This is a genomic window from Rubrivivax gelatinosus IL144, from assembly GCF_000284255.1.
In the GTDB taxonomy this organism is placed as follows: Bacteria; Pseudomonadota; Gammaproteobacteria; order Burkholderiales; family Burkholderiaceae_C; genus Rubrivivax; species Rubrivivax gelatinosus_A.
Genome location: NC_017075.1, coordinates 4,366,926 through 4,384,395 on the forward strand (window position 1 = coordinate 4,366,926; position 17,470 = coordinate 4,384,395).

At 72.9% G+C, this 17,470-nt stretch carries 17 protein-coding genes; 11 read left to right on the forward strand and 6 right to left on the reverse strand.

Features of this window, described 5'->3' with window-relative positions:
* Positions 1–4 precede the first annotated feature (4 nt).
* From RGE_RS19835 to RGE_RS19860, 6 genes are all read right to left on the reverse strand, one after another.
* A complete protein-coding gene (locus tag RGE_RS19835) occupies positions 5–1,015 on the reverse strand; it encodes a YncE family protein (RefSeq protein WP_148280247.1) in 1,011 nt (336 codons plus the stop codon).
* Positions 1,012–1,383, reverse strand: coding sequence for a hypothetical protein (locus RGE_RS19840; protein ID WP_014430248.1), 372 nt, complete (start codon positions 1,381–1,383; stop codon positions 1,012–1,014). The genes RGE_RS19835 and RGE_RS19840 overlap by 4 nt, the downstream gene beginning before the upstream one ends.
* Positions 1,380–2,132 carry a hypothetical protein gene (locus tag RGE_RS19845; protein WP_014430249.1) on the reverse strand — a complete coding sequence of 251 codons (753 nt, stop codon included), beginning with the start codon at positions 2,130–2,132 and terminating at the stop codon, positions 1,380–1,382. Before RGE_RS19845 ends, RGE_RS19840 begins: the two co-directional genes overlap by 4 nt.
* Positions 2,129–2,965, reverse strand: coding sequence for a substrate-binding domain-containing protein (locus tag RGE_RS19850; protein WP_014430250.1), 837 nt, complete (start codon positions 2,963–2,965; stop codon positions 2,129–2,131). The genes RGE_RS19845 and RGE_RS19850 overlap by 4 nt, the downstream gene beginning before the upstream one ends.
* Positions 2,962–3,351, reverse strand: a complete 390-nt coding sequence (locus RGE_RS19855) for a c-type cytochrome (RefSeq protein ID WP_014430251.1) — start codon at positions 3,349–3,351, stop codon at positions 2,962–2,964. The genes RGE_RS19850 and RGE_RS19855 overlap by 4 nt, the downstream gene beginning before the upstream one ends.
* 101 nt (positions 3,352–3,452) lie before the next feature.
* The gene (locus RGE_RS19860) at positions 3,453–5,270 is read right to left on the reverse strand and encodes a methanol/ethanol family PQQ-dependent dehydrogenase (RefSeq protein WP_014430252.1); all 1,818 of its coding nucleotides are present in this window, start codon (positions 5,268–5,270) and stop codon (positions 3,453–3,455) included.
* Between the two features lie 522 nt (positions 5,271–5,792).
* Between RGE_RS19860 and RGE_RS19865 the strand changes: the two genes are divergently transcribed.
* The 11 genes from RGE_RS19865 to RGE_RS25020 all read left to right on the forward strand — a co-directional run bounded on the left by RGE_RS19865 (position 5,793) and on the right by RGE_RS25020 (position 17,464).
* Positions 5,793–6,758: a PQQ-dependent catabolism-associated beta-propeller protein gene (locus RGE_RS19865; RefSeq protein ID WP_014430253.1), complete on the forward strand. Its 966-nt coding sequence runs from the start codon at positions 5,793–5,795 to the stop codon at positions 6,756–6,758.
* A complete protein-coding gene (locus RGE_RS19870) occupies positions 6,755–7,915 on the forward strand; it encodes a type 1 periplasmic-binding domain-containing protein (RefSeq protein ID WP_014430254.1) in 1,161 nt (386 codons plus the stop codon). Before RGE_RS19865 ends, RGE_RS19870 begins: the two co-directional genes overlap by 4 nt.
* Complete coding sequence (locus RGE_RS19875; RefSeq protein WP_014430255.1) at positions 7,897–8,880, forward strand: tripartite tricarboxylate transporter substrate binding protein; 984 nt, start codon at positions 7,897–7,899, stop codon at positions 8,878–8,880. Before RGE_RS19870 ends, RGE_RS19875 begins: the two co-directional genes overlap by 19 nt.
* A 1-nt stretch (position 8,881) precedes the next feature.
* Entirely contained in the window at positions 8,882–9,856 is a 975-nt protein-coding gene (locus RGE_RS19880) for a sensor histidine kinase (protein WP_014430256.1), read from the forward strand.
* Positions 9,853–10,494, forward strand: coding sequence for a response regulator transcription factor (locus RGE_RS19885; RefSeq protein ID WP_014430257.1), 642 nt, complete (start codon positions 9,853–9,855; stop codon positions 10,492–10,494). The genes RGE_RS19880 and RGE_RS19885 overlap by 4 nt, the downstream gene beginning before the upstream one ends.
* A gap of 142 nt (positions 10,495–10,636) precedes the next feature.
* Positions 10,637–12,904, forward strand: a complete 2,268-nt coding sequence (locus RGE_RS19890; RefSeq protein ID WP_014430258.1) for a TonB-dependent receptor — start codon at positions 10,637–10,639, stop codon at positions 12,902–12,904.
* 147 nt (positions 12,905–13,051) lie between these two features.
* A complete protein-coding gene (locus RGE_RS19895) occupies positions 13,052–14,794 on the forward strand; it encodes a sensor histidine kinase (RefSeq protein WP_014430259.1) in 1,743 nt (580 codons plus the stop codon).
* A 66-nt stretch (positions 14,795–14,860) separates the two neighbouring features.
* Positions 14,861–15,517, forward strand: coding sequence for an urease accessory protein UreE (gene ureE, locus RGE_RS19900; protein ID WP_014430260.1), 657 nt, complete (start codon positions 14,861–14,863; stop codon positions 15,515–15,517).
* Positions 15,474–16,202 carry an urease accessory protein UreF gene (locus tag RGE_RS19905; protein WP_052311026.1) on the forward strand — a complete coding sequence of 243 codons (729 nt, stop codon included), beginning with the start codon at positions 15,474–15,476 and terminating at the stop codon, positions 16,200–16,202. Before ureE ends, RGE_RS19905 begins: the two co-directional genes overlap by 44 nt.
* Before the next feature lie 31 nt (positions 16,203–16,233).
* On the forward strand, positions 16,234–16,881 hold the full coding sequence (gene ureG / locus RGE_RS19910) for an urease accessory protein UreG (RefSeq protein ID WP_043784314.1): 648 nt from the start codon (positions 16,234–16,236) through the stop codon (positions 16,879–16,881).
* A gap of 91 nt (positions 16,882–16,972) precedes the next feature.
* Positions 16,973–17,464 (forward strand): hypothetical protein, encoded by a 492-nt coding sequence (locus RGE_RS25020; RefSeq protein WP_014430263.1) that lies wholly within the window; start codon positions 16,973–16,975, stop codon positions 17,462–17,464.
* Positions 17,465–17,470 lie beyond the last annotated feature (6 nt).

Genomic DNA, 17,470 nt, shown 5'->3' on the forward strand with positions numbered 1-17,470 from the left:
GTGGCTAGGGGGCGGCCGGCGCACCGATGAAGGCGCCGAAACCGCGGCTGTTGCGGCCGGTGGCGATGCGGCGGCGCTCGGCGCCGGTGTCGGCGTCGAGCACGCTGACCGCGTCGTCCATCCAGTTCACGACGACGACGCGGTCGCCCCAGGCGGCCACGCCTTCGGGGTAGCCGAAACCGTGCAGCGTGCGCAGCACGCTCAGGCCTTCGGCGTCGAGCACGCTGACGCTGTCGTCGTGCTGGTTGCTGACGTAGAGCAGCCGGCCGCCGGCGGCCAGCGCGGCGCCGTAGGGCGCGTGGCCGACGGCGACGGTGGCGACGACGGCGGCACGCGCGGTGTCGACGACCGAGACGTCGTCGCTCTGCACGTTGAGCGCATACAGCCGCCCGCGCGGCGCGTCGAGCAGCAGCGCGAAAGGGTGCGAGCCGACGGCCACGCGCGAGCGCACGACGCCGCGTTCCAGATCGACCAGGGCGACGCTGTCGTCGTCGCGTTCGGCGACCCAGGCGCTGCCGCCGTCGGCCGACACCGCGACGCCGGCCGGCGCGCGGCCGACGGCGATCATGCGCGGCGCAGCGTCCAGCCGCGCCGTGTCCCAGACCAGCAGCCGGTTGGCGTACCAGTCGGCGGCCACCAGGCGCCGGCCGTCGGCCGAGGCGTCCAGCCCCACCGGGCCGCTGCCGCCGTCCAGCGTCGCGACGACGCGGCGCTCGCGCATGTCGATGACCGAGATCGTGCGGCTGTCGGGGTTGGAGACGAAGACCCGGCCGGCGGCGCCGGCGGCGACGACGCCGGCCGGCGAGCGCCCGACCGGCACCGTCGCGACGACACGCTCCTCGGCCAGGTCGATCACCGAGACGTCGTGGCTGCCCTGGTTGGTGATCCAGGCATAGGGCGCGGCCTGCGCCGCCGAGGCCGCCAGCGCGAGGGCGAGCGCCGCTCTGACCAGGCGTGCGGCGTCGGGCTGGCGCAGCAAGCGCGCCGGCGTGACTGCGCGCCCGAAGCGGTTCATCGTGCCGCGGCGCCCGGGCCGGTGCCGATGAAGCAGGCCGGCTTCACACGCGCCTGCAGCTCCTTCCAGCGCGTGACCTGCTTCTTGGCGCCGGCGTTGTCGCGCAGCTCGCTGCCGCGTTCGCCGCCGATCGTCATCGCGTTGACGACGGTGTTCATCTCGACGAAGTCGTCGAGGCTGGTCTCGGCGGCGATGCGGTCCAGCGCGCACGAGCACTTGTTGACCATCTCGTAGTACGGCCCGAGGTTCTCGCGCATGCACTGCTGCACGTAGAGCACACGTTCGATGGTCGGATAGTCGTGGCCCGGCTTGGGCGCGGCGACGGCGGCCGTGGCGGCCAGCAGCGGGATCAGGGCGAGCAGCTTCATGTCGGTCTCAGCCCGCCCAAGCGCGCGAGCGTCGTGGTGGCGCCGTCGGCCAGCAACTCCTCGGCGACGAGCGGGGGCGCGCCGACGGCCGGGCCGGCGACGCGGGTGGCGATGGCGTAGACGCCGCCGGGCACGGCCGGCGACAGCGTGAACAGATAGCGCTTGTCGGCCAGGCCCTGGAAACGCGCGCGCAGCGGGTCGTCGACGTAGGGCGCGATCTCGACCTCGCGCGCCGGCACGCGACGGCCGGCGTAGGGCAGCATGGTCTCGCGCACCGTCGCCGACTGCGCCACCGCCATGCGGATGCGCTTGCGGAAGTAGCCCGACTGGCCCTTGGTGCGGCGCTGCATCTCGCGCACGTCGCGCTCCAGGAAGTACAGGATCACCGGGTTGCCCTGGGCGTCCTCGACCTCGGGCAGCTCGAACTGCTCGGCGCCGGAGAGGAATCGCGCCTGCGCCCGGCAGCAGCCGCCGGCGGCGTTGGCGGCCAGCACCAGCGTCACGCGGTCGTCGAGATCGGGCTCCAGGCTGCCGCGGCGGCTGAAGCGGTAGGCCAGCTCCAGCGGCGGCTTCAGCCCGGCCAGGTGCGGCTCGACGAAGAGCGCACGTTCGGCGGCCGAGAACTCGGCCGGCGCAGACGCGGCGTCGGCGGCAGCGTCGGCGGCGAGCGCCGGCCACGCGGCCAGCGCCGGCAAGGCGGCTGCAAGCCGCAGCCACTGCCGGCGCGCGGGGGAGGCGGCGGCGCTCATTTGCCGCCGGCGTCCGTCTCGAGGAGCGGCACGCCGTAGGACTGCAGGATCTGGCGGATCTCGCCCTGGTGGCTGTCGATCAGCTGCTCGACCTGCTGCTTCCACTCGCGTTCGCCGTAGCGCACGCCCATCGCGATCGCGTAGTCGAACTTGACGCCGGGCTCGCTGGCCAGCGGCACGACGACGAGCTTCGGCGCCTTCACGCGCTGGGCGACGAAGCCGGCGATCGGGCCCCAGACGATGGCCGCGTCGAGCTTGCCGCCGGCCAGGTCGCGTTCGAGCATCTGGCCGGGGTTGTTGTCGGGGTCGGGGCTGAGGATCGGATAGGGCACGCCGCTGTCGACGAGGCCGTGCTTGGCCAGCCAGGCCGAGGCCGGCGAGCGGTCGTACAGGCCGATGCGTAGCTTGGCCAAGCGCTCGCGGTCGAGAGCCAGGAACTGCTCGCCGCTGGTGACGCCGTCCAGGCCGCGGCCGCTGGCGTAGACCAGCGCGTAGGTCGAGCGGTAATAGGGTTTGGTCGCCGACACCTGCTCGAAGCCGGCGGGCACGCCGAGCACGACGTCGCAGGGATAGTCCTGGCCAGGCAGCTTGTAGCGCAGCGTGTTGCGGATGAAGTTCATGCGCTGCGGGAAGGCGTAGTAGGTGACCGGCAGGCCCAGGGCCTTGCCGAAGACCTCGGCGATGCGGTTCTCGATGCCTTCGCCGCGCTCGTTGGAGAACGGCAGGTTGTTCGGGTCCTGGCAGACCTTGAACGCCTTGCGGGGGGCTTCCTGCGCGCTGGCGGCGGCACAGGCCAGGGCCAGGGCCGCGGCGACGAGGGCTCGGGTCTTCATTGGGGAATCGGCTCCACCTTGGCACGCGTGATCGCGCCGTCCGAGCGCCCCTTCAGGTAGGCGTAGAGGGCGTCGATGTTGTCCATCACCTGCTGGCTGCTGCCGAAGCTCTGCATGCCCTTGTCCAGGCGGCCGTCGCGCACGGTCTTGACGAAGTCGGCCTTGCTCAGCGTCTTCAGGCTGTTGACCAGCGACGGGCCGACCAGCCCTTCCTGGTTGGCACCGTGGCAGCGGTCGCAGGCCGCGGCGCGCCAGGTGCGGAAGCCCTTCATCGTGAACGGGTCGACCTTGTAGCCGTCGACGACGGTATAGAGCGGGGTCTGGTCCTGGCCGTACGACGCGCCGGCCGCGAACAGCACGACACCCAGCAGCAGTTTCCGAAGCATGGTGCGGAGATCCTCGTGGGAAAGGGAGCGTCGCCGCGTCGGACGCCGCTCCCTCGGGAAAAGCCGGCCGGCGCACGAACGCCGGCCGGCCGGGGAGCGCGTCAGTTCGGCAGTGCGAAGACCGTCAGCGAACCGCCCAGCTCGGTGTACTGGGACAGCTCGCGGTAGCCACCGACGGCGCCCAGGCCTTCCTGGTCCTTCTCCAGACCCGCGGCCATGCCGATGCCGGCCCAGCCGCCGATGCCCGAGAACACGCCGAGGTACTGCTTGCCCTTGTGCTCGTAGGTGAACACGTTGCCGATGATCCCGGAGGGCGTCTTGAACTTGAACAGCTCCTTGGAGATGTTCTTCTTGTCGACGCACTTCAGGTAACCCTCGAGCGTGCCGTAGCAGGCGATGCCGCCGGCGGTGGTCAGCGCGCCGCTCCACACCGAGAACTTCTCGGCCTTGGACTGCACGATCTTGCCGGTGCCCGCGTCCCAGGTGATGAAGTTGCCCATGCCGCCGTGGCTGTTGGGCGCCGGGTACATCGACAGCGTCGCCCCGACGTAGGGCTGGCCGGCGGTGTACTCGACCTGGAACGGCTCGTAGTCCATGCAGACGTGGTTGGTCGGCACGTAGAAGAGCTTGGTCTCGGGGTCGTAGGCCGCGGGCTGCTGGTCCTTGGAGCCCAGCGCCGCCGGGCAGATGCCCTTGGTGTTGACGTCAGGACCGTTCTGCGCCGTCGAGTACTTGGACACGACCTGCGGACGGCCGGTCTTCATGTCGACGTGCGTCGCCCAGTTGACCACCGGGTCGTACTTCTCGGCGACGAGCAGCGCGCCGTTGGTGCGGTCCAGCGTGTAGGCGAAGCCGTTGCGGTCGAAGTGCACCAGGGCCTTGGTCGGCTTGCCCTTGACGTTGATGTCCGCGAGGATCATCTCGTTGATGCCGTCGAAGTCCCACTCGTCGTACGGGGTCATCTGGTAGACCCACTTCACCTTGCCGGTGTCGACGTCACGCGACCAGATCGACATCGTCCACTTGTTGTCGCCCGGACGCTGCGCCGGGTTCCAGGTGGACGGGTTGCCGGTGCCGTAGAAGACCTGGTTCAGCGCCTTGTCGTAGCTGTACCAGCCCCAGGTGGTGCCGCCGCCGATCTTCCACTGGTCGCCCTTCCAGGTCTTCAGCGACGAGTCCGGGCCGACCGGCTTGACCGCGCCGTCCATCCAGGTCGTCGTCGTCTTCGGGTCGATCAGCATCTCGGCGTCGGGGCCGACGCTGTAGCCCTTCCAGACCTGCTTGCCGGTGTTGATGTCGTAGGCGGCCAGGAAGCCGCGCACGCCCCATTCGCCGCCGGAGATGCCGGTGATGACCTTGTCCTTGAAGACGTGCGGCGCGTTGGTGTTGACGGCGCCCAGCTTGGGGTCGCCGTTCTTCACCGTCCAGACCACCTTGCCGGTCTTGGCATCGAGCGCGACGAGGTTGCTGTCGGCCTGCTGCAGGAAGACCTTGCCCTCGGCGTAGGCCAGACCGCGGTTGACCGTGTCGCAGCACATCTGCGGGATCACCGCCGGGTCCTGCTTGGGCTCGTACTTCCAGAGGATCTTCTGCGACTCGAGGTCGAGCGCCCAGACCTTGTTGGGGAACGGCGAGTGCAGGTACATCGTGCCGTCGATGACCAGCGGCGAGCCTTCGTGGCCGCGCAGCACGCCGGTGGAGAAGGTCCACGCGACCTGCATCTTGCCGACGTTGCCGGTGTTGATCTGCTTGAGCTGGCTGTGCCGCTGGTTGTACATGTCGCCCGCCTGCATCGCCCAGTTCTTGGGGTTGGCGGTGAGCTTCTCGACGTCCGCGTTGGCCAGCGCCAGTCCCGGAAGCGCCGCCAACGCCAGACCCAGTCCCGCCCAGGGGAGGCGTGTGTGCCACGAAATCCGCATCGTTGTCTCCTTGCTTTGATGGACCGGTCTTCACGCCTGCGGCCAGCCACCCGATGACCAACCCGCCGCCCGACGTCGAGAACACGGCGGGGCGGCCGACCGCAAGTTCCTTGCCCGGCCGGGACGACGCGGAGACGGCGTTGCCGCGGCATCAGGGCGGCCTGCGGCGCGGCGGGCAGCGGCCGCCCGGCAGCGCACGGGGCCGCGGCGGCCGCCGACCGGCCCGGCCTCCGGAACGACCCGGATAGGGAAAGCACCGGCGAGCGGGCGCGGGGCCGAAACCCGGCGGCCAGCCCCGCCGGCGCGCCGGGCGGACAGGCTGCGCCGAAACCGTGTCATCGCTCGCGGAACAGAGTGTCATCGGCCTGCACCGCCTCCCCGGCCGCCCCCTCGGAGGACGACGGCTGGCGGGTTCCTTGCTGGTTCGTGCGGACGGCGCGTCCGCACGACATCTGGTGGAATCGCCGCACGAGGCCCGTCAAGAGGCCCCCCGTCAGACCCGGACCACAAGGAGACAAGAACGTGCGAGGTTTCCCCCGCGCCGTGGCCGCGATCGCCGTCGCCACCGCCGCCGCCGGCGCCCATGCCGGCACCGCCTGGGTGTCCAGCGAGAAGGACAACGCGATCACGCTGATCGACACGGCGACGCTCGCCGTCAAGGGCACCCTGCCGACCTGCAAACGCGGCCGCCACATCCAGCGCCTGCCCGACGGCCACGTGATGCTGGCCTGCACCGACAGCAACGCCGCCGACGTGCTCGACGCCAACACCGGCAAGTCGCTGCGCCGCGTGCCGCTGGGCGAAGAGCCCGAGGCCTTCGACGTCTCGCCCGACGGGCGCACGATCTACGTCTCCAACGAGGACGAGGCCGAAACCAGCTTCGTCGACGCCCAGACCGGCAAGGTGACGAAGACGATCAAGGTCGGCCAGGAGCCCGAGGGCGTCAAGGTCTCGGCCGACGGCCGCACGCTGTACGTGACCTCCGAGGTCGCGAGCCTGGTGCACGTCATCGACGTCGCCCAGGGCAAGGTGGTGAAGAACGTCAAGGTCGGCAAGCGCCCGCGGCGCATGGCGATCACGCCCGACGGCCAGGAGCTGTGGGTGACCAACGAGATGGACGCCAGCGTCAGCATCGTCTCGACGGCGACGCACGAGGTCGTGGCGACGCTGAAGTTCGAGGTGCGCGGCGCGCGGCCGGAGGACATCACGCCGGTGGGCATCACGATGACGCCCGACGGCCGCCGCGCCTTCGTCGCGCTGGGCAAGGCCAACCACGTGGCCTTCGTCGACGTCGCGGCGCGCAAGGTGACGGCGCTGGCGCTGGTCGGCCGCCGCGCCTGGAACGTCGCGCTGGACAAGGCCGGGCAGCGGCTGTGGGTCGTCAACGGGCTCAGCGACGACGTCACCGTCGTCGACGTCGCCAGCGCCAAGGCGATCAAGAGCATCCCGGTGGGCCGCGTGCCCTACGGCGTGGTGCTGGTCGAATGACGGCCCGCCGCTGGGCGGCCGGTGCCGCGCTGGCGCTGGCCGCGGCCGCGGCGCCGGCGGCGACGCTGAAGGCGACGCTGCTGCTGCCGGCCGACGACGCCCGCCTCGAACGCACGCGGCTGGAACGCGCCTTCCTCGGCCACCCCGGCGGCCCGGCCGGCGACGGCCTGGCGCTGGCGATCGCCGACGCCCAGTTCGAGCTCGACGCCGCCGGCGCGACGGTCGCCGTCGACACGAAGGAAGCCGCGTCGCGCGACGCCGCGCGCACCGCCGCCGCGGCGGCCGAGAAGGCCGGCGCCGCGGCGCTGGTCGTCGACCTGCCGAGCGACTGGACGCTGGCCGTCGCCGACGCGGTGAAGATCCCGGTGCTCAACGTCGGCGACGCCGCCGACCGCCTGCGCGGAGCCGATTGCCGGCCGCGCCTGTACCACCTGCTGCCCAGCGAGCGCATGCGCGCCGACGCGCTGGCGCAGACCCTGGTGGCGCGCAAGTGGAGCCAGGTGCTGCTGCTCGTCGGCCCCTCGCCCGAGGACCGCCTGCGCGCCGCCACCGCGCAGGCGTCGATCAAACGCTACGGCCTGAAGCTCGTCGCCGAGCGGCCGTTCAAGCTCTCGGCCGACCCGCGCGAACGCGAACTCGCCAACCCGCTGCTGCTGACCGGCAACGCGACCTACGACGCCGTCTGGGTCGTCGACAGCGACGGCGAGTTCGGCCGCGGCCTGCCCTACCGCACGGCGCTGCCGCGGCCGGTGGTCGGCGACGCCGGACTGGTGGCGCTGGCCTGGCATGCGCAGTTCGAGCGCTATGGCGCGCCGCAGGTCTCGCGCCGCTTCGCCAAGGCCGCCAAACGCCCGATGACGGCCCAGGACTGGGCCGCCTGGATGGCCGGCAAGGCGCTGGTCGGCGCCGCCGTCGCCGTGCCCAAGGGCCCTGCAGCGGCCTGGGCCAAGGCGCTGGCCACCGGCACGCTGGACGGCTCCAAGGGCACGGCGCTGAGCTTTCGCGCCTGGGACGGCCAGCTGCGCCAGACCATGCTGCTGAGCGACGGCCAGGGCGTCGTCGCCCAGGCGCCGATCGACGGCCTGCTGCACCCGACGAACGTGCTCGACACGCTGGGCGCCGATGCGCCGGAGAAGCTGTGCAAGCTCGCCCGCTGAACCCCCAGCGCCGGCGCCTGCTGGCCGCCGCCGCGCTGGCCGCCGCCGGCAGCGCCGGCGCCAGCGCCGGCACGCCGCACTTCCCGAGCCGGCCGATCACGCTGTGGGTGCCCTGGCCGGCCGGCGGCGCCACCGACCTGACGATGCGCCTGCTCGCTGAACTGGCCGGCGCCCAGCTCGGCCAGCGCGTGCTGATCGAGAACCGCAGCGGCGCCGGCGGCACGCTGGCGATGCCGGTGCTGCAGCAGGCCGAGCCCGACGGCTACACGATCGCCCAGATCCCGCAGCCGGTGCTGCGCGTGCCGCACACCCAGCGTGTGCTCTGGGATCCGATCCGCGACGTCACGCCGATCCTGCAGATCTCCGGCGTGACCTTCGGCGTGCTGGTGCGCGCCACCAGCCCGTTCCGCTCGCTGGAGGACCTGTTCTCGTTCGCGCGTGCCCGCCCCGGCGAGCTGGCGATCGCCACCAACGGCGTCGGCACCACGCCGCACGTCGTGCTCGAGGAGCTGTTCAGCGCGCGCGGCCTGCGCTACATCCACGTGCCCTATCGCGGCACCAGCGAGCAGCTGCTGGCCATCGAGTCCGGTCAGGTGATGGCCGGCGTCAACTCCAGCGGCTTCGCGCCGGCGGTCGACAGCGGCCGGCTCAGGCTGCTGGCGACCTTCGCCGCCCGGCGTTCGCCGCGCTGGCCGACGGTGCCGACGCTGACCGAACTGGGCTTTCCGATCGTCGCCACCTCGCCCTACGGCCTGGGCGGGCCGCGCGGCATGGCGCCGGCGGTCGTCGCCACGCTGCACGAAGCCTTCAAGCGCGCGATGTTCGAGCCGGCCTTCGGCGCCGAACTCGCCAAGTACGACCAGGACCTCGCCTATCTCGGCCCGGCCGACTACGGCCGCTGGCTGCGCGAGGAGTACGAACGTGAACGCATCGCCACCGCCCGCATGGGCCTGGGGCGCAGCTGACATGGCCGCCCCGTCCCGCGACACCGCAGCCCTGCGCCGGCGCTCGGCGCTGGAGCTGGCCGCCGTCGTCGGCGTCGCGCTGGCGACCTGGGCGCTGGCCTCGATGCTGGAGCTGCACGAGTCGCTGTCGGCCTTCTTCCAACGCCACGAGGGCTGGCAGGCCGACGAGCTGGCGATCGCGCTCGGCGTGCTCGCCGCCGGCCTGGCGCTGCACGCGCTGCGCCGCCGCCACGAAGCCGAGCAGGCGCTGGCCGCCGAGCAGCGTGCACTGGCCGACGCGGCGCGGCTGGCCGAACGCAACGCCGAGCTGGCGCGCGGCCTGATCGCGCTGCAGGAAGCCGAACGCGAGGCGATCGCGCGCGAGCTGCACGACGAGATGGGCCAGGCCGGCACCGCGCTGCGCATCGAAACCGCGTTGCTGCGCCGCGCCCTCGCCGCCGGCGACGCCGACGGCGCCGGGGCCGCCGCGGCGCGCGCCGACCTGCAGGCCGAGGCCTTGCTGCGCGGCGTGCGCGCGCTGCTGCAGCGCCTGCGCCCGGTGCACCTGGACACCCTGGGCCTGGCCGCGTCGCTGCAGGACCTGTGCGATGGCTGGCAGGCGCGCAGCGGCGTCGACTGCCGCTTCCACGACCGCGCCGACGCCGCCGCCGGCCTGGCGCCGGAGGTGGAGCTCGTCGTCTACCGCGTCGCCCAGGAGGCGCTGACCAACGTGATGCGCCACGCCCGCGCGCGGCACGCCAGCGTGCTGCTGGCCCGCGAAGGCACGACGCTGGCGCTGGTCGTCGAGGACGACGGCGTCGGCCTGCCGCCCGAAGGCCAGCGCCGCGGCCTGGGCCTGCTCGGCGCCGGCGAACGCGCGGCGGCGCTGGGCGGCACGCTGGCGCTGCACGGCGCGCCGGGCGCCGGCACGCGCATCGTGCTGACGCTGCCGCTGCGGCAGGACGTGGCACGGCACGTGCTGGAGACGGCGTCATGACGATCCGCGTGCTGATCTCCGACGACCACCCGGTGGTGCGCGAGGGCTACCGCCGCCTGCTCGACGCCGCCGGCGGCCTGCACGTCGTCGGCGAGGCCGGCGACGCCGACGCGGCCGAACAGGCCTGGGCGACGCTGGCGCCCGACGTGCTGGTCACCGACCTGGCGATGCCCGGCGGCGGCCTGGCGCTGATCGCCCGCCTGCGCCAGCGCCGCGCCGACGCGGCGGTGCTGGTCTTCAGCATGCACGACAGCGAAGCGATGGTGCGCCGCGCCTTTGAGGCCGGCGCACGCGGCTACCTCACCAAGGCCGCCGCGCCCGAGCTGCTCGTCGACGCGGTGCGTGCGCTGCACGCCGGCCAGAGCTGGCTGGACCCGGGGCTGCCGCCGGGCTGGCGGCGGCGCGACCCGCTGTGCGAAGGCGAGCGCCTGTGCAGCCTGAGCGCGCGCGAGTTCGAGGTCTTCCGCCTGCTCGCCGCCGGCAGTTCGGCGGCCGAATGCGCCCAGGCGCTCGGCCTGTCCGCCAAGACGGTGTCCAACCACCAGAGCGCGATCAAGGACAAGCTCGGCGTCGCGACCACCGCGGCGCTGGCCCACCTCGCCTGGCGCCACGGCGTCATCGCCCCGGCCGGGGCGTGAACTCCCGGAGAGGGCGAACCCGCAGGCCGGGAAATCTTCCCTGGAACCACGCCGCGGCCGCCGCTTACCGTCGGCACACCCGATCCGACCCGCCCCACCCCACGCGAGACAAGGAGCCAGAACCACTCGAACAGGAGACCCCATGTCCGCCCCGCTGCGCCTGACGGCGCCCGCTCTCGCCGCCCTCGCCTGCCTGGCCACCACCGCCCAGGCGCAAGGCCAGCCCGTCGTCGAACGCATCGAGATCATCGGCATCTCGCCGGTGCCCGGCAGCGGCGTCGCCCGCGACCGCGTGCCGGCCAACGTGCAGACCGCCGACGACCAGGACCTGCGGCGCACGCAAAGCCGCAACCTCGCCGACTTCCTGGCGAGCACGCTGCCCGGCGTCAGCGCCAACGAGATCCAGGGCAACCCGTACCAGGTCGACCTCAACTTCCGCGGCTTCACCGCCAGCCCGCTGCTGGGCACGCCGCAGGGCCTGTCGGTCTACCAGGACGGCGTGCGCGTCAACGAGGCCTTCGGCGACGTCGTCTCCTGGGACCTGATCCCGCAGGGCGCGATCGCCTCGATGACGCTGCTGCCCGGCGCCAACCCGCTGTTCGGGCTGAACACGCTGGGCGGCGCGCTGGTGCTGGAGACCAAACGCGGCGACACCCACCCCGGCACCGAAGCCAGCATCGAAGGCGGCTCCTTCGGCCGCATCGAGACCGAGCTGTCGCACGGCCGCAGGATCGGCGAGACCGGCCACCTGTTCCTGGCCGCCAACGCGATGAACGAGGACGGCTGGCGCGACCATTCGCCATCCAAGGTGCGCCAGGTTTTCGCCAAGGGCGGCGCGAAGTTCGGCGCCCTCGACTGGGACCTCGCGCTGACCCACGCCGACAACGCGCTGATCGGCAACGGCCTGCTGCCCGAGACCCTGCTGCGCGCCGACCGCGAGCAGATCTACACCCGCCCCGACCGCACCGACAACCGCATGACGATGCTGGCCTTCAACGGCCGCTTGGACGTCTCGGCGACGCAGCGCCTGGCCGCCACCGCCTACGTCCGCCGGCTCGACGCGCACACGCTCAACGGCGACCTCAACGACGACTACGACCCGCCCGCCGTCGAGGAGACCGGCGTCGAGAACCGCACCTCGACGCGGCAGCGCGGCGAAGGCCTGGCGCTGCAGTCGACCTGGGCCGGCGAGACGCACCGCGTCAGCCTGGGCGCGGCCTACGACCGCTCGCGCAGCCATTTCCGCCAGACCGAGGCCGAAGGCCTGCTCGACGCCACCCGCGCCGTCGTCGACACCGAGGAGGCCGAGGTCGACGCCTGGATCAGCGGCCGCACGCGCAGCACCAGCGTCTGGGCGCTGGACCAGATCTCGATCACGCCGACGCTGCAGGCGACGCTGTCGGCGCGCTGGCAGCAGACCCAGGTGACGACGGTCGACCGCGGCCGCATCGAGCTCGGCCTGGACACCGAACTCGACGCCGACGCACGCTACCGCAAGCTCAACCCCGCCGCCGGCCTCACCTGGCAGGCCAGCCCGGCGCTGACGGTCTACGGCCAGCTGAGCCAGGGCACACGCGCGCCCAGCCCGATCGAGCTCGGCTGCTCCGACCCCGACAACGCCTGCGTGCTGCCCAACGCGCTGCAGTCGGACCCGCCGCTCAAGCAGGTCGTCTCGCGCACCGCCGAAGCCGGCGTGCGCGGCCGCGCCGATGGCTGGCGCTGGAACGCCTCGCTGTTCCACACCGAGAACCGCGACGACCTGCTGTTCATCAGCAACGGCCGCGCCGCCGGCTACTTCAAGAACTTCGGCAAGACGCGGCGCCAGGGCGTCGAGCTCGGCGCCTCGCGCAGCGCCGGGCCGCTGTCGTGGAACGTCGCCTACAACTGGCTGCGCGCGACCTTCGAGTCGCCGGCCTGCCTGGTGGCCGAGGCCAACAGCAGCGCCGGCAGCGACCCGGCCTGCCCGGCCGACGACGAGATCGCCGTGCACCCGGGCGACCGCCTGCCGGGGCTGCCGGCGCACCAGTTCAAGGTCTCGGCGCAGTGGGCGCCGTCGGAGGCCTGGAGCGTCGGCGCGGCCTGGCGCGTGCTGTCGAGCCAGACGGTGCGCGGCAACGAGAACGGTCGCCACCGCGCCGACGGCGAGGACACCATCGGCAGCGGTCGCCTGGGCGGCTACGCGCTGCTGGACCTCACCGCACGCTGGGAGCTGGCGTCGGGCGTCGAGCTGTTCGGCCGCATCGCCAACGTCTTCGACCGCAAGTTCGCCAGCGCCGGCGCGCTGGGCGAGAACGCCTTCGATGCACGCGGCCAGTTGCGCGCCCCGGCCGACTGGACCGACGAACGTTTCGTCGGCCCCGGCGCGCCGCGCGCGGTGTGGGTCGGCCTGCGCATGAGCTTCGAGCGCTGAATTCCGCCTGATCCGCTCGGACACCGCTTCGCCGGGCTCGCTAGACTCGGCGCCGGCCGGGCAGAATGCCCGGCGCTGGAAACCCTCCGCTGCCGGGGGGATGCGAGAAGGCGCGCAACGCAGTACCCGCGCGGAAACAGGCAGCCCATGACTCAATCGCCCGCCACGGCGCGGGATCTTTTCCACCGCCGGCTCGAGCAGAGCCTGCTGGCCGCCTTTCTCCTGATGGTGACGCTGCTGTGCGCCGCCGCCGGCCTCTACGGCCGCCAGGAGCGCCAGGACCGCATCACCAGTGCCACCGAGCAGGCCGCGACGCTGACCCGCGCGCTCGAGGAACACGTGCGCCGCAGCATGGACGCGGTGGACGCCGCGCTCGATTCGTTGGCGCTCGACGCCACCGCGCGTCGCGACGGCGCACAGCGCGACCCGGACGCCATGCAGCGCGAACTGCGGCACAAGCGCGCGCTGCTGCCCCAGGTGCGCTGGCTGGCGGTCTTCGGCCCCGACCTGGAACTCCAGGCGGCCAGCGGCAGCGACGAACTGCTGGGCCAGACCGCCCAGCTGCGCCAGACGCTGGCGCGGCAGATGGAGACCGCCGACACGCGGCTGCAGATCGGCGCGCCGCTGGGCGACCCGCAGGCGCCGGCGATCCCGGTGTCGCGGCGCATCGTCGGCGCCGACGGCAGCGTGCTGGGCATCGCCGTCGCGCTGCTCGACAGCGCGCACTTCGAACGCTTCTACCGCGAGCTGCAGCTGTCGCCGGCACAAAGCCTGGTGCTGTCGCGCGGCGACGGCACGCTGCTGCTGCGCCACCCGCACTACGAGGCCATGAAGCCGGGCCTGGACATGTCGGCGCTGTCGCCGGTCTATCGCCTGCCGCGCCCGCTGGCGGGCCCGGTGACGCTGCTGGCGACCAGCGTGGTCGACGGCGTCGAGCGCCTGCTGACCTACCGCGAGATCGAGCAGCCCTCGCTGATGGTCGGCATCGGCCAGGACCTGGACCCGCTGCTCGCGCCCTGGCGCCAGCGCGTGATGTCGCTGGCCTTCGGCGTCGTCGGCGTCGTCGCCGCGCTGACCGTGCTGCTGTGGGTGGCGCTGGCGCAGATCCACAGCAGCGCCGAAGCCGCGCGCCGCCACCGCGAGACGCTGGAGCACAAGGTGCGCGAGCGCACCGCGGAGCTCGAGCACGCCAACGAGGAGCTGCGCGCCTTCACCTACTCGGCCTCGCACGACCTGCGCGGCCCGCTCAACGGCATCCACGGCGTGATGCAGCTGCTGCGCTCCAGACACGGCCACCAGCTGCCCGACACGGCGCTGGACATCCTGCACCACGCCGAGAACAGCGTCGCGAACATGGTGCGGCTGACCGAGGACCTGCTGACGCTGTCGGGCATCGGCCGGCGCACGCTGGAGCCGCAGCCGGTGGACCTGAGCGCGATGGCCTGGGAGATCGCCGCCGAACTCGCCGACGCCGATCCGGAGTACCACGTCGAGCTGCGTGTCGAGCCCGGGATGAGCGTCGTCGGCGACCCGGGGCTGCTGCGCATCGCGCTGCAGAACCTGCTGGCCAACGCCTGGAAGTACGGCTCGCGCGCCGATCAGCCGCAGGTCGAGGTGATGTCCGAGGTCTTCAACGGCGAGCGCATCTTCATCGTGCGCGACAACGGCGCCGGCTTCGACGCGGCGCACGCGCACCGGCTGTTCCAGCCTTTCCAGCGCCTGCACAGCAGCCGCGAGTTCCCCGGCACCGGCGTCGGCCTGGCGACGGTGGCGCGGGTCGTGCGCCGCCACGGCGGCCGCGTCTGGGCCGACGGCGCGCCGGGTGCCGGCGCGGCCTTCCGCTTCACGCTGCCCGAGCCCGACGATCGCACGCTGGCGCAGCCGGCCTGAGCGGCGGGCGCCCGCTAGACTGTGTGCCCCCGGGCGGCGCGGCCGCCCCGAACAGGATCGCTCCCGATGCTCACCGTCAACAAGCTCATCCCCCAGGGCCGCGGCCTCGCCGGCGCGCTGCTCAAGCGCGCCCCGGCCGTGGAGCTGGACTGGGACACGCGGCAGAAGAGCCGCTTCGACGCCACCGACAGCGCCGGGCGCACGCTCGGCGTCTTCCTGCCGCGCGGCAGCGTGGTGCGCGGTGGCGACGTGCTCGTCGCCGAGGACGGCTCGCTGGTGCGCGTGGCCGCCGCGGCGCAGCCGGTGCTCGTCGTGCGCGCCGCGACGCCTTTCGAGCTGACGCGTGCCGCCTACCACCTGGGCAACCGCCACGTGGCGCTGGAACTGCGCCACGAGCACCTGAAGCTCGAACCCGACCACGTGCTCGCCGAGATGCTGCGCCGCATGGGGCTGGACGTCGCCGAGGCGCACGAAGGCTTCGAACCCGAGGGCGGCGCCTATGCAGCCGAAGGGCACGGACACGATCACGCGCATGACCACGGGCATGACCATGCCCATGAGCACGCCCACGGCGGCTGCGGTCACGACCATGGCCACGAACACGGCGCGGGCTGCGGTCACGATCACGCCCACGATCACGCGCCGAAGCAGCACGGTCACGGCGGCGGCTGCGGTGGCCATGGCCACGGCGGTGGCTGCGGCGGCTGCGGCCACGAGCACTGAGGTGCAGGCGCCGACGCTGCTGCGCCTGATCTGGCTGGCCTCGCCGGCGCTGCCGGTCGGCGGCTTCAGCTACTCCGAAGGGCTGGAAGCGGCGGTCGACGCCGGCCGGCTGCAAGGCGAAGCCGGCGCGCGCGCCTGGCTGCTGGCGCAGCTGGAGCTGACGCTGGCGCGCGCCGACGGCCCCGCGCTGGTGCAGGCCATGCACGCCTGGCGCGACGGCGATGCGGCGCGCGTGCGCGCGCTCAACGACTGGGTGCAGGCCAGCCGCGAGAGCGCCGAGTTCCGGCTGCAGGCCGAGCAGATGGGGCGCTCGCTGGTCGAATGGCTGAAGAACGGCGAGCAGGCCGGCGACGCGCGCATCGCCGCGCTGGCCGCGCTGCCGCCGGCGCCGACCTGGCCGATCGGCTTCGCGCTCGCCGCGGTGCTGGCCGGCGCGCCCGAACGCGAGGCGCTGCTGGCCTTCGGCTTCGGCTGGTGCGAGAACCTGGTGCAGGCGGCGATGAAGGCCGTGCCGCTGGGCCAGGCCGCGGCGCAGCGCATCCTCGCCGCGCTGGCCGCGGCGCTGCCGGCGGCCGCCGAACGTGCGCTCGCCGCCGACGACGCCGGCCGTGTCGCCTTCGCGCCGATGCTGGCGGTGCTGTCGGCGCGGCACGAGGCGCAGTACTCGCGGCTGTTCAGGTCCTGAGCGCGGGCACGCTTGCTGCATGATCTGCGGCATGACGAATGCACTGCACTCCATCCCCGGCCGCACGCGCCGGCTGCCGCCGCTGCGCGTCGGCGTCGGCGGGCCGGTCGGCTCGGGCAAGACGACGCTGCTCGAGATGCTCTGCAAGACGATGCGCGAGCGCTGGGACCTCGTCGTCGTCACCAACGACATCTACACCAAGGAAGACCAGCGCCTGCTGACGGTGGCCGGCGCGCTGGACCCGGAGCGCATCGTCGGCGTCGAGACCGGCGGCTGCCCGCACACCGCGATCCGCGAGGACGCCTCGATCAACCTCGAGGCGGTGGACCGGCTGCTGGAGAAGTTCCCCGACGCCGACATCGTGTTCATCGAGTCCGGCGGCGACAACCTCGCGGCGACCTTCAGCCCCGAGCTGTCGGACCTGACGATCTACGTCATCGACGTCGCCGCCGGCGAGAAGATCCCGCGCAAGGGCGGCCCCGGCATCACCAAGAGCGACCTCTTCGTCATCAACAAGACCGACCTCGCGCCGCACGTCGGCGCCTCGCTGGAGGTGATGGCCGAGGACACGCGCCGCATGCGTGGCGGCAAGCCCTTCGTGATGACCAACCTGAAGACCCAGGCCGGGCTGGCCGAGGTCGTGGCCTTCATCGAGCGCAAGGGCCTGCTGACCGCCTGAGCGCGGCGGTTCACGTTTCTTTGCAGCGTCGGCGTCAACGCCGGGCGGGCGCGGCGCGATGATCGGATATCCCCTCCGCAAGGAGCCTCGCATGCGCAGAACGATCTCCCACCCGCTGAAGTGCGCCGCCGCGGCGCTGGCGCTGCTCGCGGCCGGGGCCGCCAGTGCCCATACCTCGGTCTCGGTCGGCGTCGACCTGGGCTGGATCGGCGCGCCGGTCTACGGCCGCGTCGTCGCCGGCGACCCGTACTGGCCGGGCCCGCGCTACTGGGGGCCGCCGGTCTACCGGCCGTGGGTAGCGCTGCCGCCGCCGGTCATCTACGCGCCGCCGCCGGTGGTCTACGCGCCCCCGGTCGTCGTCGCGCCGCCGCCGCCGCGCGTGCACGGCTCGGAATCGGTGCCGCCGCGCAAACCCGACCCGATCATCTACCCGCGCAACGGCCAGGACGATCGCCAGACCGAGACCGACCGCCAGGCCTGCAACCGCTGGGCGACGACGCAGAAGGCGGCGATGGAGGACGCCTCGGTCTTCCAGCGCGCCGTCGAAGCCTGCATGGACGGCCGCGGCTACTCGATGCGCTGACGCGCC

Bases quoted from the DNA above. Each gene is read 5' to 3' on its own strand.
- RGE_RS19845 (WP_014430249.1), bottom strand. From the start codon at position 2,132: ATGAGCGCCGCCGCCTCCCCCGCGCGCCGGCAGTGGCTGCGGCTTGCA.
- RGE_RS19840 (WP_014430248.1), bottom strand. From the start codon at position 1,383: ATGAAGCTGCTCGCCCTGATCCCGCTGCTGGCCGCCACGGCCGCCGTC.
- RGE_RS19860 (WP_014430252.1), bottom strand. From the start codon at position 5,270: ATGCGGATTTCGTGGCACACACGCCTCCCCTGGGCGGGACTGGGTCTG.
- RGE_RS19880 (WP_014430256.1), top strand. From the start codon at position 8,882: ATGGCCGCCCCGTCCCGCGACACCGCAGCCCTGCGCCGGCGCTCGGCG.
- ureE (WP_014430260.1), top strand. From the start codon at position 14,861: ATGCTCACCGTCAACAAGCTCATCCCCCAGGGCCGCGGCCTCGCCGGC.
- RGE_RS19890 (WP_014430258.1), top strand. From the start codon at position 10,637: ATGTCCGCCCCGCTGCGCCTGACGGCGCCCGCTCTCGCCGCCCTCGCC.
- ureG (WP_043784314.1), top strand. From the start codon at position 16,234: ATGACGAATGCACTGCACTCCATCCCCGGCCGCACGCGCCGGCTGCCG.
- RGE_RS19855 (WP_014430251.1), bottom strand. From the start codon at position 3,351: ATGCTTCGGAAACTGCTGCTGGGTGTCGTGCTGTTCGCGGCCGGCGCG.
- RGE_RS19905 (WP_052311026.1), top strand. From the start codon at position 15,474: ATGGCCACGGCGGTGGCTGCGGCGGCTGCGGCCACGAGCACTGAGGTG.
- RGE_RS19895 (WP_014430259.1), top strand. From the start codon at position 13,052: ATGACTCAATCGCCCGCCACGGCGCGGGATCTTTTCCACCGCCGGCTC.
- RGE_RS19870 (WP_014430254.1), top strand. From the start codon at position 6,755: ATGACGGCCCGCCGCTGGGCGGCCGGTGCCGCGCTGGCGCTGGCCGCG.
- RGE_RS25020 (WP_014430263.1), top strand. From the start codon at position 16,973: ATGCGCAGAACGATCTCCCACCCGCTGAAGTGCGCCGCCGCGGCGCTG.
- RGE_RS19850 (WP_014430250.1), bottom strand. From the start codon at position 2,965: ATGAAGACCCGAGCCCTCGTCGCCGCGGCCCTGGCCCTGGCCTGTGCC.
- RGE_RS19835 (WP_148280247.1), bottom strand. From the start codon at position 1,015: ATGAACCGCTTCGGGCGCGCAGTCACGCCGGCGCGCTTGCTGCGCCAG.
- RGE_RS19885 (WP_014430257.1), top strand. From the start codon at position 9,853: ATGACGATCCGCGTGCTGATCTCCGACGACCACCCGGTGGTGCGCGAG.